We start from the raw sequence: 18,614 nt of genomic DNA, 5'->3' as shown, positions 1-18,614 counted from the left end.
CCTGATTTTTTTGTTTCACGCCTAACCTTTTCAGTTAGGAACGTGTCGCACATCCGCTGCAATCCAGCCCATAGGGCCGATAGGTGCCGGTTGTGGAGTTGCCTGCGGCGGTGACTTCCCGGAGCGTACCCCAGCGGGAGTCCCAGCCGATCACCAAAGATTTGCCTCCCCAGAAGTAGTTGACCTTGCCCACCAGCTTGCAGGCGGTCTCCACCACCGCACGGCGCTCCGGGGAAAGATCCTCCGGGAGATTTTGCAGAAGTTCCACTGCGTCGGCCTGGGTGATAGCAAGATCCCCCAGCAGTCCATCCAGTGCGTCCAGCTCCTCCAGCAGTTCGGTCAAGGTTTTGTTTTGGAACTCCGAGAAGGAATAGACTGTCCGCATATCATCGGCAGTTTTGGGAGTAATGGTGATATGAAGGATCGTTTCTGTGGAGTCCTCCCCTTCCACCGTTTCCGTCTCTGTGGTGATTTGACACATATCCCAAAAGACAGCACGCAGGCGCTCTATCCGGTCTGGGGTCAGCGCCGCTACATCCACACCATCGTCCCCTCCGGCGGTTTTGACAGCAAAGACAGCCACCACCTCTTTCCAGGCCGGGGGTTGTCCCTGTATGTCAATGCTGTCATAGTCTCCCGTTTGCAGTGTTTCCAGCTCATCCGCAAGTTCAACATTGATTTGCGCAATCGCTGCATTTAATGGAACGGCGTCTCTGGATGGCTCATTGGAAAAGAAGATTCCAAACGGAGAGGCCAGAAGTGCCGCAATCAAGGCCATGACCGCCAGCGCCGCCACCAAAACCACGCCGCCTACCAAAGATACCAAGGCACTGACAAGTGCCGCAACCGCTTTTGTCACTGCAACGGCGGCCTTTCTGGAAAGTTCCGCAGCGGCCTTGGCTGTCTGCTTGGATTTTTGCAGCATACTCCGCTGGGCGGCAGTCTGTGCCTTCCGGCGAGCACGCTCCATTACTTGCTTGGCTGCGGGTGTCCCTGCGGTCTTTCGGGCAGTTGTTTTGACCGCACTCGTCGATACCTGGGCGGATTTGTCCATGGCTTTTCGTGTCTTGGGTGTAAACGCCCCGCCGGGTGGCTTTTCTTTTGGCCCGGAGGAGCGCCGAGGGCGCTCCTTGATGGATAGATTGATAGATTGATTTCCGGGAGAGTGTTCTTTTTTTGTGGTGTATGTATTTTGGGGAGTACCGCCATAATGAGGGACTTCCCGGAATTGGCCGTTCTTTGGATGATCGGCTCTGACGGAGCGTTCCAACTTCTCAACGGCCTGTTGTTTCATCCGGGTCTCCGGGGTAAGCTGCGATCCATTGTGTAAGCTGTCCGGGGTATTGGTATGAATGGTTTTCCCATCTCTCAATGTATCATTGGCAGATGGGACCATATCTGTTCTCTCCTTGGGATGTCGGCCGCCTTCTTTGATTTCTTCCTTCCGGGCCTTGGGACGGTGCGCTGGGTGCAGCAGTCGATCAACTGCCTTTTCGGCTCGGTATCCCACTTCTTCCACAGCGTCCATCCCCGCCTGGACACTCTGTTCAGCCGCCTGGGTGTCCGGTGTTGCGGTGCTACTATAGTCTGTTCCGGCTTTTTTTCTGTCTCCGGGGACTTCCCCTCTTTGGGGGCGGTCTGCTCCGCCTTGGGAGCCGGTTCATCGGCCTTCTTGCCGGGAGCGGCAGGGATGGTCTGTTCCGGCTTTTTTTCTGCCTCCGGGGTCTTACCCTCTTTGGGGGTGGCCTGCTCTGCCTTGGGAGCCGGTTCATCAGCCTTTTTGCCGGGAGCGGCGGGGACGGCCTGTTCGGGCTTTTTCTCCTCCAGGGCCTTGCCTTCCTTGGGAATCGCCTGTTCTGCCTTGGGAGCTGGTTCATCAGCCTTTTTGCCGGGAACGGCGGGGGTAGCCTGCTCGGGCTTTTTCTCTGCCTCCGGGGTCTTACCCTCCTTGGGGGCGGACTGCTCTGCCTTGGGAGCCGGTTCATCAGCTTTCTTGCCGGGAGCGGCGGGGACGGTCTGCTCGGGCTTTTTCTCTGTCTCGGGGACCTTATCGCCCTTGAGAGGTTCCTGTGTTTCTGTGGGAGTATTGACCAGTACGCCCGGTACAGGGAGTGTCGGTTGGCCCTTGACCTTCTTATGCTCTACCTCCTTGTAGCAAGACACCATACCACAAGTTAGCGTGAAAAGCCACTGGAATATTTGTATTTCAATAAATGCCTTATCATTGGTTTTGCAGACCATACACCACTGTCCGTGGGTAGAAAACTTACCACTTTTGCGAGAGCCGGTAGTTGTCCTGTTAAATAAGAAATTAGAGCCTGTGGTGCTCCACAAGCCCTAATTTTCCCCATACACGGCGTTAAGCCCCATAGGTTCACATTGTGTACCTATGGGGCTTAACCCTTTGGTGTGGCTCTTTTATTTATCTTATTCTCTTAGGAAAAGCCGTGTTGTAACCATCATCAGCACAGCTCTTTCTCTTTTATCTTCACGATTCCTCAGGCGGGATTGCCACCTCAAAGCTGTCCCAGGTGTGTTCGTGCGTCTCCACCCAGTTCCAGGTCATACCGTCCCTTTCACACTCATCCCAGGTAAGATAGCGGAAATAGAACTCCACCTCCAGATGGCACGGAAGAATGTCCAGGATGATCTTCTGGATCTGGGGAAATTCCGCCGGAACACCTGCCGTCTCCGGGAAAATCACCCGCAGGTGTCCCGTATCCAGCTCCAATGCCTTGGCCCGGATCCCGCAGCCGCTGATGGCACTGTTGATGGCGGAGGGTGTCAGGCTGTCCCCGTCGATCTGCAGCAGGGCGGCAATGGCAGCCCGGCGCTGTTCCGGCGTTACGGCAGCCGGCCGTCTGGCAAAGAGCTGCTCCCGGCGGTCCAGGCCTTCATCCTGAGCTGTGGCCGTCAGGGCCTCCCGTTCTTCCAACTCCAATGCCGCGCTGACAGCATCCAGCCCATATCCCAACGCCCACAGCTCCGCTCCATTGACGCTGTCCTCTGATAGATCGTAGATACCCAGCGGTTCCAGGAGGCGGCACAGATACTTCCAGTATGTTCCCATTCCGTTATGCCTCCATATTTGTAAGCGTCAAAGCCCCCAATACCGGCAATACGGAATCTGACGCTGCCAGATCCTGTGTTGGGGCGGAAAACCGATAATTCTTCACACCCTCCACGCCGTAAATAAGGCTGCCCAGCTGGGCAAGAAGAATCCCTTTTCCCAGCAGGTGCCCGCTGAAGAAGGAGCGGATCACCGCCTCCACCCGCAGGCGAAGCGTCTCGAAATCTTCCTCTCCGGCGTCCAGAGACAGCGTGATATCCACCGCTTTGGTCTCCGGCGCCAAAACCTCTACATCCACCGCGATCTCCCGTTTTTCCTGCAGATCCTGCTGCACCTCCCGAAGCAGCGCCTCATCGGGAAGTCCGGCCTCTGTGGCAATATACACATCCACAGTTCCAATCCCCCGGGCCCGGCCTATTACCGTGGCGGCAGCCACCCCCGTGTGGCTCATGGCCACCTGCTGGTAATAGGCCGCGTTGGCGCCATTGGGAAGCCGCTGATAGCTCTCCAGGATCCTTGCCCGAAGGCTTTCGTCCTCTTCCGGGTCACTGCCTCCGGAAAAGGCCTCCGGATTGGAGCAGGCCGTAACGCCCACCGGGCAAGCTGTCAGCACGCATACGCTCCCCGCCACCACATTGCCGCCGCTGCCCGCTTCCACAGCCTGGGCCGGAACATCTACATAGAGGTTCCCGGGCTTCAGCACCCCGTCGGCGATAGTCTGAAACCGCACCTCTTCCGGCGTCATACACACAGTGCCGGAGGGGATGTTCAGCTCCGCCGCCGGCTCCGACGGTGTCTGAAAGCGCAGCGTACCTACAGCGCACGTGCCCTGGGCTCTGGTGATCCCCCGCATCTGGGCATGATAATCCAGATAGATCCCCTGGGCGGTTTGAGGAAAGCTTTGATCCAGCACCCAATCCCCCTGGATTCCCAGCGCCTGCATCTGTGCCGCAGCTGCATAGAGCCGCACAGCCAAGTCGCAGGAATCCTCCGGTACAAATCCGGCCCGCTGGGAAAATGTCTCCAGCATCTGCTGATAAATCTCTTCTACCGTTTTCACAACGCACCCTCTCTCATTGGATCTGCGCCGATACTGCCAGCGTTTCCCCCCGGAAGTTCAGTTCCACCGTGATCTCCGCTGTGGAAGCCTCCCAGGTCAGCGTCACATTCCGGACACTCAGTTCCGGCTCATCAGCCAGGGCTTCCGTCACATACTGCGCAGCGGCCGCCTCCCGGTCTGCCGGAGGTATCTGACCCAGCTGCCACAACCGGCTGCCCAGATCCTCCCAAAAGGGAAACTGCCCCCGGCGGGCCATCAGCTTGTAGAACACCCGCTGCAGCAGCGCCTCCCGCCCCCAGACGCGCCGCAGCCCGCCAACGCCATCCGGCACATAGTCTCCATTTTGTAATTTCAGTTCCACCTTACACCACCTCTTCAGCTGCAGGTACACGGTTTGTAGGGAATCCCATTGACAATCAGCATTCCCTGGATGGACACGCTTCCCCGTATCTCCACCGTGCCGCCCTTGCGCAGATAGATACTGGTATCATCAGGCCCATACAGATAGACTTCTCCCGGCTCCATATGCTTTGGTGCCTCGATCTGTCGAACCCCCGCAACGCACTGTTCTTCGCCGCCGGGTCCCCCTTTGATGACCAATACCGCCGCCCCGCTATCCGGCAGCCACACATATCCGCCCGGCCCATAGACCGGAAGGGATCGCACCTCTCCCCGGGTCAATACCCCCACGCTGCCGCCGGCAATGGTGGTCGTACCCAGGTCGGAATCAGCGGTGGGAACCACCGGCTTCATCTTTTTGGATAGCCACATGTTATCCCCTCTCTTTCAATATCAGGGTCTGCGTTGCCCCGCCGGACGGGGAGAAATTATTCTCCGCCTCTGCCACCCGGTACCTTCCGGACAGTCCCAGTTTTTTCAGTTCCAGCTGTACCGTGTCCCCCGGAAACGCGGAGAAATTTCCCGGCAGCTCCAGGGCAATGGAAAAAGCATCCTCCCGGGAACGGGCGATCTGATACTCGCCGGTATACCGCATGGCGGCCCAGGTGCTCTGTCCGGGGGTGTACAGCACCCGGCGGCACTGTCCGCCCCGGTCTATCATCTCCTGGTTACGCACCGTGTAGGAGGTACTGCGGGTCTTGTCGATGACCAGCACTTCCGTCAGCACGCCATAGCGGTCATCCCGCAGTGTACAGGAGAGCACCGGTGTCTCCCCGCCGACGACTTTGCACACGCCACTCTCCTTCTCCGGCGTTGCCAGCAGCTTTCCCTCCCGGCTGAACCGGGGAGAGAATCCGCCATAAGTCAGGCAGAAATCCTCCAGCGCTTTCCACTGGCTGGAGCCGGAGGCCACCGTGTAGGTGGTGTCTGCAGTCACAGCGGCCATCTCACCGCAGGTCACGCCGTAGGGCGTTACATGTCCCCGGATAATGTCCGCCAGTGTGGCCCTCTGATAGGTCAGGGGCCGGGACTCATTGTCCAAAAGCCGGGCAGCATATCCCCTGCCGGTCACGGTGGCAGTGAGGCCGCCGCTTCCCAGGGTAATCTCGTGCTCATCCACAATACCCCGCAGCATGACCTGGCCGCTTTCATAGGCTGTGAAGCCCGCCGCCAGATGCAGCTTTTCCAGCATATCCGGCTCATAGGGAACCGTCACGGAAAAGCAATCGCAAGGTACGCCGCCCGTATAGGTGATCTGCCAGGAGAGCAGTTCCGGAAGTGCCCAGATATGGTGATCGGCCGTTATGATGTATCCTGTCATGGGATCTGTACCCTGTCCCCCGGGTAGATCAGGTTGGGATTTTTGATCTGGGGATTGGCGGCAATCAGCGCCGTCAGGGAGACGCCATACCGTCCTGCGATCCCCCACAGGGTATCTCCTTTCTTTACCGTATAGACTACTGTGTCTTCCCCGTCGGGACTGGAAGGCGCAGCGGGATGTTCCATGGTACTGTCCGTCTGGATCAGTCCGGCAGAATACGAGGCCGGATCCTCCCAGAATTCAAAGCTGTAATGCACATAATCCGGCAGCGGCCGCTCCTCCAGCTGCAAAGAGACAAACCGGGCCCGTACGGTTTCCCATACCGGATGCACCAGGATCCCCGCATCTTCCTCCTCAAACACCGCCTCCAGCTCCCGAAACTGGTCATAAGCGTTCTCTCCGGCAAACACGCCCTCTCCCCGCAGCACCCGGTAGGTCTTACCCAGATCCTGCATGAGGTACCCGCCGAAGGGTACTTTGTGAACCACCACGCTCCTGCGGTACTCCACCGTATAGGTCTCAGGATTATGGGGCCAGGTGTAGTCCTTATACCGCATGCTGGCAAGCCGCATACGCATCACTCCTCTCCATCAGGATGTAAAGCCGCCGTCATACCGGCGGGCGTCCCGCTCGAATGTCCGGGACAGCTCCTGAGCTCCGATGCCGGGTGCCTTCCCGGCCAGAACATACTCGGTGACCACCGTCCCATCCTGCGGCTGGGGGCCGGCTGTCCGCCCGCCGGCGGCCGCCGCCTTTGCGGGGATCACTCCGGCGGTCACGCCATAGCCTGCAGCGTCACGTTCCAGCATTTCCCCGGCAGAAGGCGGAGATGTCTTCCCGGCATGCGTCTGCCCCAAAGCCGTGGTTCCGGTGATCTCTTCATGCCAGATCTCCCGGGGAGCCCGGATCACCCAGTTTCCCGCCGGGGAAGCCTCCCCGGCATCCAGGTCTGCAGGTCCGCTGCTTTGCGTCCCATCCACCTGCCGTTTCTGCCAAAGAGACCCCTGCGTCTGGAATTCCGTCTGCGGCTCTGCTCCCAGCAAAAGCAGTTCCAGCGCCTTTTCCTGGCGCAGCAACTCTTCCCGGATCAGATCCACGGTCTCACTCTCCCTTCAGTGCCGCAAACCGCTCCGGGCAAAATTGCGGATTCACCCCTGCGGGGCCGGGAGGTTCCTGCCCTCCCAGCCGCCGCAAAAGCGTCTCCATCTCCCGGGTCGTCAGTGCTGCCAATACGTCCTCACCATTCCGGAATACCGCCTTGTCCTGGTAAAAGCAGCTCTCTGCCAGTACCTGGGCATTACACAGGATGGCCCTCTCCAGAGGCTCCGCCTTCTGCGTTTCCCGCCAGATTTCCAGCAGCCGCAATGCCGAAAGAGGCCGTAGCTCATCAATTTTCCCCATCATCAAACCGTGGTCTCGATGCGCTTGGAAGCCACCACCGTGATCTTTTCCGCCACCATGGCGTTGAGCTGTCCGTCCTCCTGGATAGCGCTCCACTCGCATCCGCTGTAAATGATCTTCCGATCCGGCTTACAGATCACCAAGGAGAAGTCCCGCAGGTCGTGGAAGTTGATACCGTCAGAGACAGCGTCATCGGTGGCATACAGGCGGGTCAGCTCCAGGGTATACTTGCGCTGTCCCTCAATGGTGGCCACCGGCTCACTCTCGCCGAAGGCCTCCACGCTCTGACTGGATTTGGTCGCCTTGGCGGTGTAGCTTTGCACTACCGCCACTTTTTTACCGTCCAGCTCCAGATAGATGTCTGAGCTGGTGGGAAATCCATTCACCCTTTCCTCTCTCCTTTCTTATACGGTGATGTGCACCGTCAGATAGATCTGGTTGAGCCCATGGGCCACGCCGAAGCTGAACTCCACCAGGCACACCGTGGGATCGTCGGCGCTGGCGGTCACCGTCACCTCTCCGTAGCTTTCGATGATCTGAGCGGAAAGCTTCTTCTCCAGCTCCACAATCACCTGAGAACGGATGGCGCTTCGGCTCTGGGCGGTGTTTTTGGTGCGGGAAAAGCGGCTGCGCAGGGCGCTGCGTACCGCGGGGATGACATCATCCACAATGAGGATGGTGGTCAGCTCTCGCCAGGTGGTATCACTCTCACCGCCGGTGGTAGTCCGGGTGGTGATGCCCCGCACCGCGCTGATGGCACCGGCCACACTCTCCAGGGGCGTCACGCCGCCCCGCACCAGAAGGTCGATATCGTTGTCGCTGTACTGGGTGTTCAATCCCCCCAGCCCGGATACCTCTGCTCCGTTGAGGGGAACTGCCGGATCCTTACCGGAGGCGATGACGCCCGCCAGGGCCGCCGCGGTAAATACACCGGGAAGCACCTCTCTCCGGCTGTCCAGGGCGTCGGGGCCTGCCAGCACCATGCGCTCACTGTTGATGGCCGCCGCGTGCTCCACCAGGGCCGCCGCGTCCTCTCCATCGCCGCCCACAACGCCGATCCGCTCTCTGCGTACAGCGGACGCTTCCTCTACCGCTGTACGCAGTGCCTGATGCACCGCCTGGTCCGCACTATCGCACACCAGGATCTGCACATCCTGATCCGCCAGGGCCGCAAAGGCCGCCTGATACTCCGCCTGTCCTCCGGCATCCGCCACCCGGACAGCACAAACCGTAGAGGCGCCATTGGCAAAAAGCAGCCGCAAAATGGTGCTCATGCCCGCCGTCTCATCCTCGCCGAAGGCGGCCACGCCTGCGGTGTACCCCGTCAGCAGCACAGGCTGATTCTCCGTACCCTTCTGTGCCTTGGCAGCCACGCCCACCGTCCGGGGCGCCTGTCCGGCGGATACCACCGCCGAGGCATCGTAATTGGAATACACCCCCGGCCGCTCATGCATGATCTCGCTCAAGTGGTCAACACTCCCTTCAAAATAAAGTCCAGGAACATGGGGTCTGCGTCGCTGCTCTTAGCCACAAACACCGCCTGGCACTGCAGCCTTCCCCGCCGCAAAAACATTCCGGTCTCCTTCTCCCAGCAGATTCCCTCCCAAGAGAGCTCTCCCGGACGGATCCCGCTGGGCAGTCCGCCCAGGAGAACCTCCGCTGCCGCTTCGGCCCCCTGGTTACAGGCAGCCGCCTGCGGGCCCCGGATCTCCACGCTGATAGCGGCATCCAGCCGCTTGCCGTAGAACTCTTTGATCGTTCCCGCCTCTTCATCCCAGGCCTCACCCAGGTAATTGCAAAAGCCCACGGTTTTGCTCTCCGCGGTATCCACAGCAACCACCGCAACCGCGCCATTGTAATCGCGGGCCCGCTCTGCCGGGAAGGCCGCCAGGGCGGTGATGCCCGCCTCCTTGAAAGCGGAGAGTACAGCATCCCGAATCGCCGTCAGTTCTTTCATGTCTGCGCCTCCCGTTCCGCCTCCAGCATGGCCCACCAGTGGCTCAGCGTCTGCCCCACATAGTAGGGGCGGCTGCTGCGCACCCGGAAAGCCCGGCCATTCCAGTTGATGGTATCCCCGCTCTCCACAGCCTGAAGCCCCAGATACAGCCACAGCCGGTCATCCACGGTTCCCAGGGCGGTCACGGTGAAAGGCTCTGCTTCCTGCTGTTTTGTTACCGGTTGGAAAAACGCCTGTACTTGGATGCTTTCCTCTCCCCGGCGCACCATCACCGCCTGGCCGTACCGGGCCAGGATCTCCTCGAACCAGTGATCCATTATCCCTTCACTCCCCTCAAAAGGACGGTGTCCTCCCGGATATAGGGAAGCATCATCCGCCGGGCCGTCTCACGCAGGTCTTGGGCCTGGGCGGCAGCCTCTGCTGCCGCCCGGGACTGGATGGAGACTTCGCCGGCGGTAAAGGATGCAACGCTGCCCTCTCCGCTCCTGGCCGCCGCCAGATCGGCGGCGGCGGTGAAGGCCGCGGCACAGAGGAACGCCGCACCGCAGCCCTCCGCCGTCACCTCCGGCCGCAGCTGCCCGGTCCAGGCCTGCTCCGCCGCGTCGCAAAGGAGCTCTAGCAGCGCTCCTTCTGTCTCACCGGCGCCGGATACCGCCTGCGCCAGTTTTACGATCTCCTCATGCATCACGCCACCGTCAGCACCTTGGATGCCTCAGGGAACAGCTTGGCAAAGCCGGAGATGGAAGTGATGGCCGCCCGCTCCAGCTGGCGGTCGATGAGCTTGTCGTACTCCACCGTCACCTGACTGCCGCAGATCTGCTCCAGGGCATAGCCCTTGTCCAGACCAATGAGCGTGCCCTCCGGCATGGCGCTGGTGCGCAGGAGCTTGGCACCCAGAGGCGTGGTCAGGGTACCGGTACCCTGGAAGTTCAGCCCCGTCAGGGGATTCTGGAACTCCGGCAGCTTCAGCATGGCAAGCATCATGTCATTGGACACCAGCAGGGTGTTCATGGTGTAGGGATCGAACTGGCTCCAGAAATCCACCAGAGCGTCGTAGGAGAGGCTGCCGGAGCCGCCGGAGATGGTGCCGTCACCCACAGTGAACTTCTGAGCGGCATTGTTGTTGCCGTCGCCGTTGATAAGCACGTCGATGGCATCCTGCAGATGCATCCGGCCGATGTAGGCGCCGATCTGGCGCAGCGTCACGGAAAAGAGATCCAGCCGCTGGAAGCGGATGGCCTCATAGGAGGCCACCAGCATTCTGCCCCGCTTGTGCAGCCGCACCAGATTCTCCTGAGTACGGACCGTGGTCTGGGGGATCTGGGCGCCCTCCTCCACCCGTTTGAGGCTCTTTTCCTCCTCCGTGGGAATGGAGGCGATGGAGCGGTAGTCCATACCGTCGAAATTGGTGACGGTAGCGGTGATGGCAGGCAGGATGCTCTCTTCCTCCAGGCCCTGGCGCACCACCCGGGAGACAAACTCCGGGAACAGCACGGCGGACTCGGTGGTATGGAAGAACTTCTCCACCATATCGGAACCGGCGCCCTTGACCTTGATGTCAAAGCGCTTGAGCTGGCGCTGGAAGGCATCCATCCCCTCCAGGGGCGTACCCCGGTAGTGCTCGCTGGGATCCAGCTCCTCCAGGGTCTGGGCAAAGGTGTGGCCGCTGCGGCCGTACATGCCCTTTTCCAGTTTTACAGATTCATAGTGATAAGCCATTGTCGTCTCCTCCTTACAGTGCAAAGGTCACGGTTTCGGACGCGGTATCCACATCCACCACCAGGCAGCTCCGGCCGCCGGCATTGCTCTTCACGCCGCCGCTGGCGTCGGCGCTGAGTCCACACCAGCCCAGGGTAGGCGCGCTGCCGGTATATCCGGCGGTCACCAGGCCGCCCAGTGCCACGGTGCAGGCATCACCGCCCCGGCTCACAGAGAGCACCATGCCGCAAAAGCCCTCGCCGTCACTGCAGGCTGCCACCGTGCCGTTATCGCTGATCTTCACCATCTCACCCTCGCTGACCTCCGTGCAGGCAAAGGTGGCGGCCCACTGGCCGATTCCCTCATAGGAAAGTTTCATGATCCATCCTCCTTCTTGTTATTCAGTCGTCTTCTCAGACGAGGAATACCGTCTCATCGTCCCGCGCCGCGGCGGGGCGTTCTTTAAGCTGAGGCTCCATGGGAAAGCGCTTGTCCACCCGGGCCTGATACGTCCGGCGCAGTTCCAGCAGCTCTTCTTCCTCCAGCTTCCGGGTCATCTTTGCGAACATCGCTCCGTCCAGCCCGTCGTCGGAGAGCATGGCAAGGCGCACCACCTCCCGGCGCAGCCCGGCCAGATACCGCCGCCCCAGCTCCGCCTCCTTGCGCAGAGCCGTCAGGTGCGCGTCCTCGGGGCCGAAGTGCTTCACCACACCGGCCCTCCGCTGGGCAGGCACCGCCACGAAGGACCACTCATAGGCATCCGTGGGATCCTCCAGCTGGAAGTAGCACAGCTTCCCGCCGTAGTACTGGCCCTTCACGTGCTCACAGCTGCCGCCGGAGGCGCCGCAGATGGAGCATGCGCTACGCGCCACGCTGCACCCTACGCTGACTTCCTTTTTGATGCCGCCTTCAATCTCGGCAATGAGGTCCTGATTTTTCTCGGTTCTGAGCATGTACGCCCATGCCTTGAGCCAGCAGCCGCAGTCTCCCGCCTGGGTTTTGACGGCAGGTTCCCGGATGACCTCCGTCCGGTAGATCCGGGCCGTCTGCCCCTCTGCCGACCACTGGTGATCGAAAAGGCCGCTTTTCCCCACGAACAGTTCTCCCAGCTTCTCCAGGGCCGCCTCGTCAAAGCGCTCAAAATCCCGATCCACCTCGTTGTCGCAAAGGCGCACACTGAATACATACACATCTGCCGCTATCAGCTCCGCCTTGGCGAATTGGTTGATGCGTGCCAGCTCTTCTGCCGCCAGCTCCTGTTTTGTCTCCATTTCCATCTTGACCGCTCCTCACCTTCCTTTGAAATCTCACTGCAGCTCTGCCGCGTCGTTTTCGATCCGCAGCTTGCGGGCCTGCTCCCGGTAGAGCTCCGCCTTGGCCTCCTCCACCTCGTCCTGAAGGTTGATGTCGTCCCACACCACGGTAAAGCCGCAGCTGTACCCGTGCATCCGCAGCCACAGCCGGCAGATCCGTTCTGCCACCGGGGTCAGTGTCCGGCGGATGGCCGTGATCTCCGTGGTCAAAAGATCCGCCTGCTGGGTACTCATCCGCTCCGTGGAGCTCCAGCTCAGCCCCAGCATGAAAGGCGGGATGCCGGTCTTGGCCACGATCTGCTCCAGGATCTGCCGCACAGGCACCTCACTGTCCAGAATGGGGGTGTCTCCGCCGATGACCTTGATCTCCACATCTCCCACGGCCACAAAGTCCCGGACGCTGCCTCCCTTGGTCTCCTGCATAGCCCGGGACCACTCCGCCGCCAGCTGGCGGCTGCGCTCCTGCGCCATACCCCGGGCGTCGTCCTTGCAGGTCACGGCAAAGCGCACATTGCCGCAGCGCTCCCAGTTGACGCCGATGGTGTGATAGATCTTCATCAGCACATCGGATAAAAAGGGCAAAGACCGCAGCAGCGACACGCCGTAGGGGTTCTCCGCCTCCGGATTCAGTGGGGTGAAGAGCAGCAGATCCTGATAAGGGAGCGGTGCCATCCGCCCCTGCTCATCAGGCCCGCAGATGGTGAACACCAGGGGGTGCTCCCCCTCCCGGATCTCGATGTTATCCACCCGGCCGCACAAAAGTGCCGCGATGTCCCGGCCGCCCCGCAGGGGCACCATCTCTCCCACTGCCCGGCCGCAGGTGAGCAGAGCGTCCAGATACATGTCCAAAAACGCGTTGATACCGAACTGTCCCCGGCCAACGGGTACCGTCCGCAAGAACTCCTCCAGCTGCTTCTGGGCGCTCTTGTCCGGGCACTCCGCCCGCACTCCGCCGGTCATGCGGATGAGCTTGTAGATGGCGGCGTCCACCACCGGAACCGCCTCCCGCACGGCCCGGTAGAGGCGTACCTCCCCGCTGCGCAGGGGCACATAGTCCCGCAGCAGGCCAAAGGGATGGCGCTCACTGTCCCGCAGCTGAACCAACGCCGGCCGCGCGGGCAGCTGCTTCTTTTGAAATCCCAACATTTCTGACTTTCCTCCATTCCCCGTCAGGGGTGTATTCTCCTGCTATGCCCGGCGCTCCACGGCCACGGCGGCGAAGCCTCCTGCGCCCTCCGACGCCACGTCCATGGCAAAATAGCGCATATCGTCCATGGCATGATCGTGCTCTTTTTTGGGGGCATCCCGCCCCCTGGCCAGATCCCAGCAGTAAAGCTCCATCTCCCGCAGGCAGTCGGTACAGGTATCGCACAACACGATCCTGCCCCGCTTGAGCAGATCCGCCGTCACCCGGATGCCGTCTGAGACGTCGTTGTTGGCCCGCACCACGGCAAACCCCGCCCGGCGCAGCACCTCGATGAAGCTGGCCGCCGATGGATCCACGATCACCCGGCTGATCTCCCGCTCTCCTGCCAGGCGCTGCAGTTCCAGGGCATACTCGGCATCGGTGTGCTGCTCCCCTGTTTTGCGGGAATCGTAGTAATACTCCGCCACCCGATACCACACCTCTTCCATTCGTCCCCAAAGGCCGAAGGAGGCGGGATTGGCGGTACCGTAGTCGGCGGAAATCCGCCACTCGGAAAAGGGCCCTGCCGGAGGAGGCACCGCATCCCGCTGCCGGTCAAAGAAGTCGTAAACCAGCCCCTGGGCTGCCGTCCACTCTCCCAGCACAAACCGCCGGAAAAACACGCCGGAGTAGCTGTTCTGGTACCGTGCCCGGATCCGGGGCGTCAGGGCGGGATTATCCTCCATGGTAAAGTGCAGGTACAGAGCCCGCCGCTGCTTGGCTTTCAGGATCCACTCCCGGTAAAACCAGTGCTGGGGCCCCTCCGGGTTGCAGTTGAACCACAGCCGGCTTCCCGCCACAGAGCACCGGGCGCAGGCCTGTTCCACAAAGCTGCGGGGCATCAAAGCCGCCTCGTCCAGCAGCACGCCTGCCAGGGTGCTGCCCTGGATCAGGGCAGCACTGGATTCATCCCGCCCGCCAAAGAGCAAAAAGCGATTCTCCCGCCCTCCCATGCGCACCGTCAGCAAATTTTCAGATCGTTTTTCCCGGCAGGAAAAACCCATTCTCCTCAGATACGGTACCAGCTCTGTCAGGAGATTCCGGCGCAGGGAGGCGATGGTCTTGCCGCAAAGGCCGAACTGCCGTCCGTCGAATCGGGTCATGGCCCACAAAAAGAAGGACACGCCCATGGAAAAGGTCTTGCCGCTTCGTACGGCTCCGTCGCAGATGATGGCCTCCCAATCCCCCCGGATCCACCAGGTCAGAACTTGCTTTTGCTTGGGTGAGAAGTTGCGTATTTCAACCGTGCTCCCAACCTCCCTCCTCACCGGCCGCTTCTGCCAGCGCCTGGTAGAGCTCCTGGGCACCGCCGCCTTTTTCCTCCAACATCTCCCGAAGTGCATCCAGGGCCCGCAGCCGATCCACGAAGCGCACCTCCACGCCGCCTTTGTCCGTCACCTTGAACTCTGCCACGGCGGACAGATCCAGCTGTTCCAGATTCGCCTGTTTTCCCTCCAGAGCCAGCCGGACCGCGTCATTGACAGGGCCGAAGGCCAACTGCGCCAGCTGACGCAGGACATCCTCCCGGCAAATCTGGGCTGCCGCCGTCTCCCGCATCTGATCCAGCCGCTTTTGCACCTGCCGAACCTCCAGGGTGGAAAAGCCATCCCGGCACCCGGCCGCTTGAGCCGCCCTCTGGGGGTTCATGGTCTGCAGATACGCCTGGCAAAAAGTCTGCCGGCGGCTCCGGTTCTTTTCTTCTTCCATGTATCACACCGCCTTCCCCTTTTTGCCTTCACAAAGGGCTCCGGAGGGCAGAAACTTGCACGTCCGCGTGCAACAGGAGAAAAATTTTTTTAAATATGCAAAAAAATGCCGTGGGAAAAATTCCCACGGCATTGCCTGTTTCTTTATTAAATTATATGATAGAGATAACTCAGGCCACTGCGGAGGAGGGCCGCTTCTTCAGCAGTTCCGCCGCCCGATCCACGTCCTTGAGATCGTAGAGGATCATTCCCAGGACACACGCCTGATCCTCATGTCCCTGCATATCCTCCTTGGGATGGCAGGCACGCCAGCGCAGCTGCTTATCCACATCCTCAAAGACGATCTTCCCCAGAGCCAGGCAGCCGTTATCAGACTTATCCCGGATCACCCGGATCTCATCGATCCCATCCAAATTCATGTAGTAGTAGGAATTATCCCGGGTTCGCAGAATCACCCGTTGATTGGTGATCCAATAGGACTGCCCCAGCAAGTTGCGCCTCTCCATTACGGGGGAAATGACGATCAGTGCTGCGATAATCAGCATCAGCCCCAGGAATCCGGCGCTTTTGTCTTCATAGAAGTTAAAATACCACACCAAAAGTCCACAGACGACCACACCTGTCACGATCCAGGTTCGCAGGATCCGGTTTTTGATACTGCCTTCCAGAAGAGGGAACGGCTCAGGCCGGCCCTGCCAGCGCACCTGCTCATCCTCCCGCAGATATTCACGAAGTTCCTTATCCATGGGTACTCACATCCTTTTTCAATTTCCTTCACAGGGAAGGCTCTCTGTTGGTTAGAATTATACGTCCGTCAGCCGTTCAGCCGCTGTCAAATCAATTTTTTTCTCTGCCAAATCATTGCTAAGAAGCCTCTGAGGATTTCAGAGTTTTTAACGGATTTTTAGCGAATGACATGATATAATGACATATATCTGTGCCGCAGCCCTCACGGCTGCAATCAAGAAGGGAGTCTCCTGTGAAGCGCAAAAAAAATCTTTTTTCCCAATGGTTCCTTTTTTCCTGGAAAGATCTGTTCATCTCTGCCGCCATTTTACTGTGTGCGGTCTGCTTTTGTATTTTTCTCCAGTCGGCGGACACCACCGAAGGCTTTGCCTCTCCTATTTTTGTTCTGGCAGTGCTGCTGATCTCCCGCTTTACCAGCGGTTATCTTTTCGGCTCCATTGCAGCGGTGCTGGGTGTGATCTTCGTCAACTACATCTTCACATCCCCTTACTGGGCCCTGAACTTCACCCTGTCCGGCTATCCTCTGACCTTTCTTACATTTTTGATGGTATCCATCATCACCAGCACCCTTACCAGCCAAGCCAAGCAGCAGGAGCGGCTGCGGGTAGAGAACGAAAAGGAGAAGATGCGGGCCAATCTGCTGCGCTCTGTCTCCCACGATATCCGCACGCCGCTGACCTCCATCGTAGGCGCCACTTCGGCGGTTTTGGAAAATCCCGGGCTTTCCCCGGATGATCAGCGGGAGCTTCTGGAGGATGCCCGGGCAGATGCCCAGTGGCTGATCCGGGTGGTGGAAAATCTTCTCTCCATTACCCGCATCGGAGACACCAGCACCCACATCACCAAGCAGCCGGAGGCGGCTGAGGAAGTCCTGGGTGAAGCCGTGCGGAAATTCCGCAAGCGCTTTCCCCAGATCCGGGTTCAGGTTCAGGCTCCCGGGGATCTTCTGATGGTGCCTATGGATCCCATTCTGATCGAGCAGGTTCTCTCCAACCTTTTGGAAAACGCCGTGATCCACGGCAAGACCACTACGGAGATCCGGTTGAGTGTATGGCCGGACAGCGGATATGCCCGTTTTTCCGTGGAGGACAACGGGCAGGGGATTCCCAAAAAGGAATTGCCCACTTTGTTTGACGGAACTCTGAAACACAACGAAACTGCTTCCGGAGATGGAAAGCGCAATATGGGGCTTGGTCTTTCCGTGTGCCTTGCCATTGTTCGGGCCCATGGCGGTATGATGGATGCTTCAAACCTGGCAAACGGCGCCGTCTTTTCATTCCGGCTGCCCCTATCTGAGGAGGAAAAAACATGAATATTCGAGAAAAGATCTTAGTGGTAGAGGATGAGAAAAGCATCTCTCATTTTATTTCCACCGTGCTCAACAACAACGGCTATGAGGCCATGCAGGCCCGCAGCGGGGCGGAAGCGATGTCCATGATCTCCTCCCACTGTCCCGATCTCATCATTCTGGATCTGGGCCTTCCTGATATGGACGGTCTGGAGATTTTGCGCCAGCTGCGGGAGTGGTCCAGCCTGCCGGTGGTGGTGGTTTCCGCCCGTTCCCATGAGCGTGACAAGGTGGACGCACTGGATCTAGGGGCAGACGACTATCTCACCAAGCCGTTCGGAACGGATGAGCTGCTGGCCCGGGTCCGCACTGCCATCCGCCACACCCGCACAGCTTCCGGGAACGATGAGATCGCCCGCAACGGCACGTATACGGTGGGGGATCTCACCATTGACTATAACAAGCACCAGGTGCTCATGCGGGGAGAAAACGTCCATCTGACTCTCAGCGAATTCCGCATTGTGGCTCTTCTGGGTAAGTACGCCGGCAAGGTCCTCACCTATGACTTCATCATGAAGGAGCTTTGGGGGCCGCGGGCCAGCGGGGATAATCAGATCCTCCGGGTCAACATGGCCAATATCCGCCGTAAAATTGAGAAAAATCCCGCAGAACCCGAATATCTCTTCACAGAGGTTGGTGTGGGCTACCGGATTGCAGAAGGGGAATGATTCTCTTTCAGGCGTGCAGCAGGCTTCCTGCTGCACGCTATTTTTTTATCTTATTTTCCGGGTTTTCTTTCAAAAACGGGCATTTTTTAGAATATTTAAACAGCATTTTTATATGGCTCTTTCAGTTTTAACGCGTTCTAAACGATTGTGAATATATTTTTAACGTCCGTTTCTGTAGAAATCTGATATCGTTATAGTCAGGAATCGGAGTGTCCTTTGGGTATGATAGGGGGACATTCCGACCAAAGGAAAAGGAGTGTGTTTTTATGGCAACATTCGTACTGGGCCTTGTGATCCTGTTCGTAGGCGCCGCCATCTACGGCAAGTTCTGCGAGAAGGTCTTCGGGCCGGACGACCGGGAAACCCCGGCCTATTCCAAGCAGGACGGCATCGACTACATCCCCATGCGGGGCTGGAAGAACGGCCTGATCAACCTGCTGAACATCGCAGGTACCGGCCCCATCATCGGGCCTATCCAGGGCATCCTCTTCGGGCCCATCGCATTCATCACCATCCCCATCGGCAACGTCATCGGCGGTGCTATGCACGACTATTTCTCCGGCATGATCTGCCTGCGTGACGGCGGCACCCAGATGCCCGACATGGTCCGCAAGTACTCCAACAAGGGTATCTACGGCGTGTACCAGGTGTTCCTGAGCGTGCTGCTGCTGCTGGTGGGCGCTGTGTTCATCTACACCCCCGGCGACATCGCCGCCACCCAGGTCTTCAACTTCAGCGGC

At 59.4% G+C, this 18,614-nt stretch carries 25 protein-coding genes; 3 read left to right on the top strand and 22 right to left on the bottom strand.

What is annotated here, in order from left to right:
- Nucleotides 1–34: 34 nt before the first annotated feature.
- The 22 genes from ACT67G_RS09460 to ACT67G_RS09355 form a co-directional block, all read right to left on the bottom strand.
- Nucleotides 35–1,294: a hypothetical protein gene (locus ACT67G_RS09460; protein ID WP_443664073.1), complete on the bottom strand. Its 1,260-nt coding sequence runs from the start codon at nucleotides 1,292–1,294 to the stop codon at nucleotides 35–37.
- Nucleotides 1,295–1,368: 74 nt separating this feature from the next.
- The gene (locus ACT67G_RS09455; protein ID WP_443664072.1) at nucleotides 1,369–2,241 is read right to left on the bottom strand and encodes a hypothetical protein; all 873 of its coding nucleotides are present in this window, start codon (nucleotides 2,239–2,241) and stop codon (nucleotides 1,369–1,371) included.
- 247 nt (nucleotides 2,242–2,488) lie between these two features.
- Nucleotides 2,489–3,070, bottom strand: coding sequence for a hypothetical protein (locus tag ACT67G_RS09450; protein WP_326216553.1), 582 nt, complete (start codon nucleotides 3,068–3,070; stop codon nucleotides 2,489–2,491).
- 4 nt (nucleotides 3,071–3,074) lie between these two features.
- Complete coding sequence (locus tag ACT67G_RS09445; protein WP_325244539.1) at nucleotides 3,075–4,130, bottom strand: baseplate J/gp47 family protein; 1,056 nt, start codon at nucleotides 4,128–4,130, stop codon at nucleotides 3,075–3,077.
- A 13-nt stretch (nucleotides 4,131–4,143) separates the two neighbouring features.
- Nucleotides 4,144–4,491: a hypothetical protein gene (locus tag ACT67G_RS09440; RefSeq protein ID WP_443664071.1), complete on the bottom strand. Its 348-nt coding sequence runs from the start codon at nucleotides 4,489–4,491 to the stop codon at nucleotides 4,144–4,146.
- A 14-nt stretch (nucleotides 4,492–4,505) separates the two neighbouring features.
- Nucleotides 4,506–4,901 carry a hypothetical protein gene (locus ACT67G_RS09435; protein WP_443664070.1) on the bottom strand — a complete coding sequence of 132 codons (396 nt, stop codon included), beginning with the start codon at nucleotides 4,899–4,901 and terminating at the stop codon, nucleotides 4,506–4,508.
- Between the two features lies 1 nt (nucleotide 4,902).
- The gene (locus tag ACT67G_RS09430; RefSeq protein WP_443664069.1) at nucleotides 4,903–5,850 is read right to left on the bottom strand and encodes a hypothetical protein; all 948 of its coding nucleotides are present in this window, start codon (nucleotides 5,848–5,850) and stop codon (nucleotides 4,903–4,905) included.
- Nucleotides 5,847–6,422 (bottom strand): SafA/ExsA family spore coat assembly protein, encoded by a 576-nt coding sequence (safA, locus tag ACT67G_RS09425; protein ID WP_325244547.1) that lies wholly within the window; start codon nucleotides 6,420–6,422, stop codon nucleotides 5,847–5,849. The genes ACT67G_RS09430 and safA overlap by 4 nt, the downstream gene beginning before the upstream one ends.
- A gap of 18 nt (nucleotides 6,423–6,440) precedes the next feature.
- Entirely contained in the window at nucleotides 6,441–6,947 is a 507-nt protein-coding gene (locus ACT67G_RS09420) for a hypothetical protein (RefSeq protein ID WP_443664068.1), read from the bottom strand.
- 4 nt (nucleotides 6,948–6,951) lie between these two features.
- A complete protein-coding gene (locus ACT67G_RS09415) occupies nucleotides 6,952–7,257 on the bottom strand; it encodes a hypothetical protein (protein ID WP_325244551.1) in 306 nt (101 codons plus the stop codon).
- Nucleotides 7,254–7,637 (bottom strand): hypothetical protein, encoded by a 384-nt coding sequence (locus ACT67G_RS09410; protein ID WP_325244553.1) that lies wholly within the window; start codon nucleotides 7,635–7,637, stop codon nucleotides 7,254–7,256. Before ACT67G_RS09410 ends, ACT67G_RS09415 begins: the two co-directional genes overlap by 4 nt.
- 18 nt (nucleotides 7,638–7,655) lie before the next feature.
- Nucleotides 7,656–8,717: a phage tail sheath C-terminal domain-containing protein gene (locus tag ACT67G_RS09405; RefSeq protein WP_443664067.1), complete on the bottom strand. Its 1,062-nt coding sequence runs from the start codon at nucleotides 8,715–8,717 to the stop codon at nucleotides 7,656–7,658.
- The gene (locus tag ACT67G_RS09400; protein ID WP_443664066.1) at nucleotides 8,714–9,208 is read right to left on the bottom strand and encodes a hypothetical protein; all 495 of its coding nucleotides are present in this window, start codon (nucleotides 9,206–9,208) and stop codon (nucleotides 8,714–8,716) included. Before ACT67G_RS09400 ends, ACT67G_RS09405 begins: the two co-directional genes overlap by 4 nt.
- Nucleotides 9,205–9,525, bottom strand: coding sequence for a hypothetical protein (locus tag ACT67G_RS09395; RefSeq protein ID WP_325244559.1), 321 nt, complete (start codon nucleotides 9,523–9,525; stop codon nucleotides 9,205–9,207). Before ACT67G_RS09395 ends, ACT67G_RS09400 begins: the two co-directional genes overlap by 4 nt.
- Complete coding sequence (locus ACT67G_RS09390) at nucleotides 9,525–9,896, bottom strand: hypothetical protein (protein WP_443664065.1); 372 nt, start codon at nucleotides 9,894–9,896, stop codon at nucleotides 9,525–9,527. Before ACT67G_RS09390 ends, ACT67G_RS09395 begins: the two co-directional genes overlap by 1 nt.
- The gene (locus ACT67G_RS09385) at nucleotides 9,893–10,927 is read right to left on the bottom strand and encodes a phage major capsid protein (RefSeq protein ID WP_325244563.1); all 1,035 of its coding nucleotides are present in this window, start codon (nucleotides 10,925–10,927) and stop codon (nucleotides 9,893–9,895) included. The genes ACT67G_RS09390 and ACT67G_RS09385 overlap by 4 nt, the downstream gene beginning before the upstream one ends.
- Before the next feature lie 13 nt (nucleotides 10,928–10,940).
- Entirely contained in the window at nucleotides 10,941–11,285 is a 345-nt protein-coding gene (locus ACT67G_RS09380) for a hypothetical protein (RefSeq protein ID WP_443664064.1), read from the bottom strand.
- Between the two features lie 34 nt (nucleotides 11,286–11,319).
- Nucleotides 11,320–12,183, bottom strand: a complete 864-nt coding sequence (locus ACT67G_RS09375) for a hypothetical protein (protein WP_443664063.1) — start codon at nucleotides 12,181–12,183, stop codon at nucleotides 11,320–11,322.
- Nucleotides 12,184–12,213: 30 nt separating this feature from the next.
- Nucleotides 12,214–13,365 (bottom strand): serine/threonine protein phosphatase, encoded by a 1,152-nt coding sequence (locus ACT67G_RS09370; RefSeq protein ID WP_443664062.1) that lies wholly within the window; start codon nucleotides 13,363–13,365, stop codon nucleotides 12,214–12,216.
- Nucleotides 13,366–13,407: 42 nt separating this feature from the next.
- Complete coding sequence (locus ACT67G_RS09365) at nucleotides 13,408–14,673, bottom strand: PBSX family phage terminase large subunit (protein ID WP_443664061.1); 1,266 nt, start codon at nucleotides 14,671–14,673, stop codon at nucleotides 13,408–13,410.
- Nucleotides 14,645–15,112, bottom strand: coding sequence for a terminase small subunit (locus tag ACT67G_RS09360; protein WP_325244573.1), 468 nt, complete (start codon nucleotides 15,110–15,112; stop codon nucleotides 14,645–14,647). Before ACT67G_RS09360 ends, ACT67G_RS09365 begins: the two co-directional genes overlap by 29 nt.
- A 169-nt stretch (nucleotides 15,113–15,281) precedes the next feature.
- A complete protein-coding gene (locus ACT67G_RS09355) occupies nucleotides 15,282–15,857 on the bottom strand; it encodes a hypothetical protein (RefSeq protein WP_326216571.1) in 576 nt (191 codons plus the stop codon).
- Between the two features lie 233 nt (nucleotides 15,858–16,090).
- Here ACT67G_RS09355 and ACT67G_RS09350 point away from each other — a divergent pair, with 233 nt between their 5' ends.
- The 3 genes from ACT67G_RS09350 to ACT67G_RS09340 form a co-directional block, all read left to right on the top strand.
- Nucleotides 16,091–17,170: a sensor histidine kinase gene (locus ACT67G_RS09350; protein ID WP_443664060.1), complete on the top strand. Its 1,080-nt coding sequence runs from the start codon at nucleotides 16,091–16,093 to the stop codon at nucleotides 17,168–17,170.
- Entirely contained in the window at nucleotides 17,167–17,874 is a 708-nt protein-coding gene (locus ACT67G_RS09345; protein WP_326216574.1) for a response regulator transcription factor, read from the top strand. The genes ACT67G_RS09350 and ACT67G_RS09345 overlap by 4 nt, the downstream gene beginning before the upstream one ends.
- A gap of 266 nt (nucleotides 17,875–18,140) precedes the next feature.
- The coding region (locus ACT67G_RS09340; RefSeq protein WP_443664059.1) for a carbon starvation CstA family protein at nucleotides 18,141–18,614 on the top strand (474 nt) is incomplete at its 3' end.

The sequence above is a fragment of the Dysosmobacter sp. genome, assembly GCF_052306735.1.
Lineage (GTDB): Bacteria > Bacillota > Clostridia > Oscillospirales > Oscillospiraceae > Oscillibacter.
Note: the sequence above shows the minus strand (reverse complement) of the source record. Positions and strands in the feature narration are given on the sequence as shown.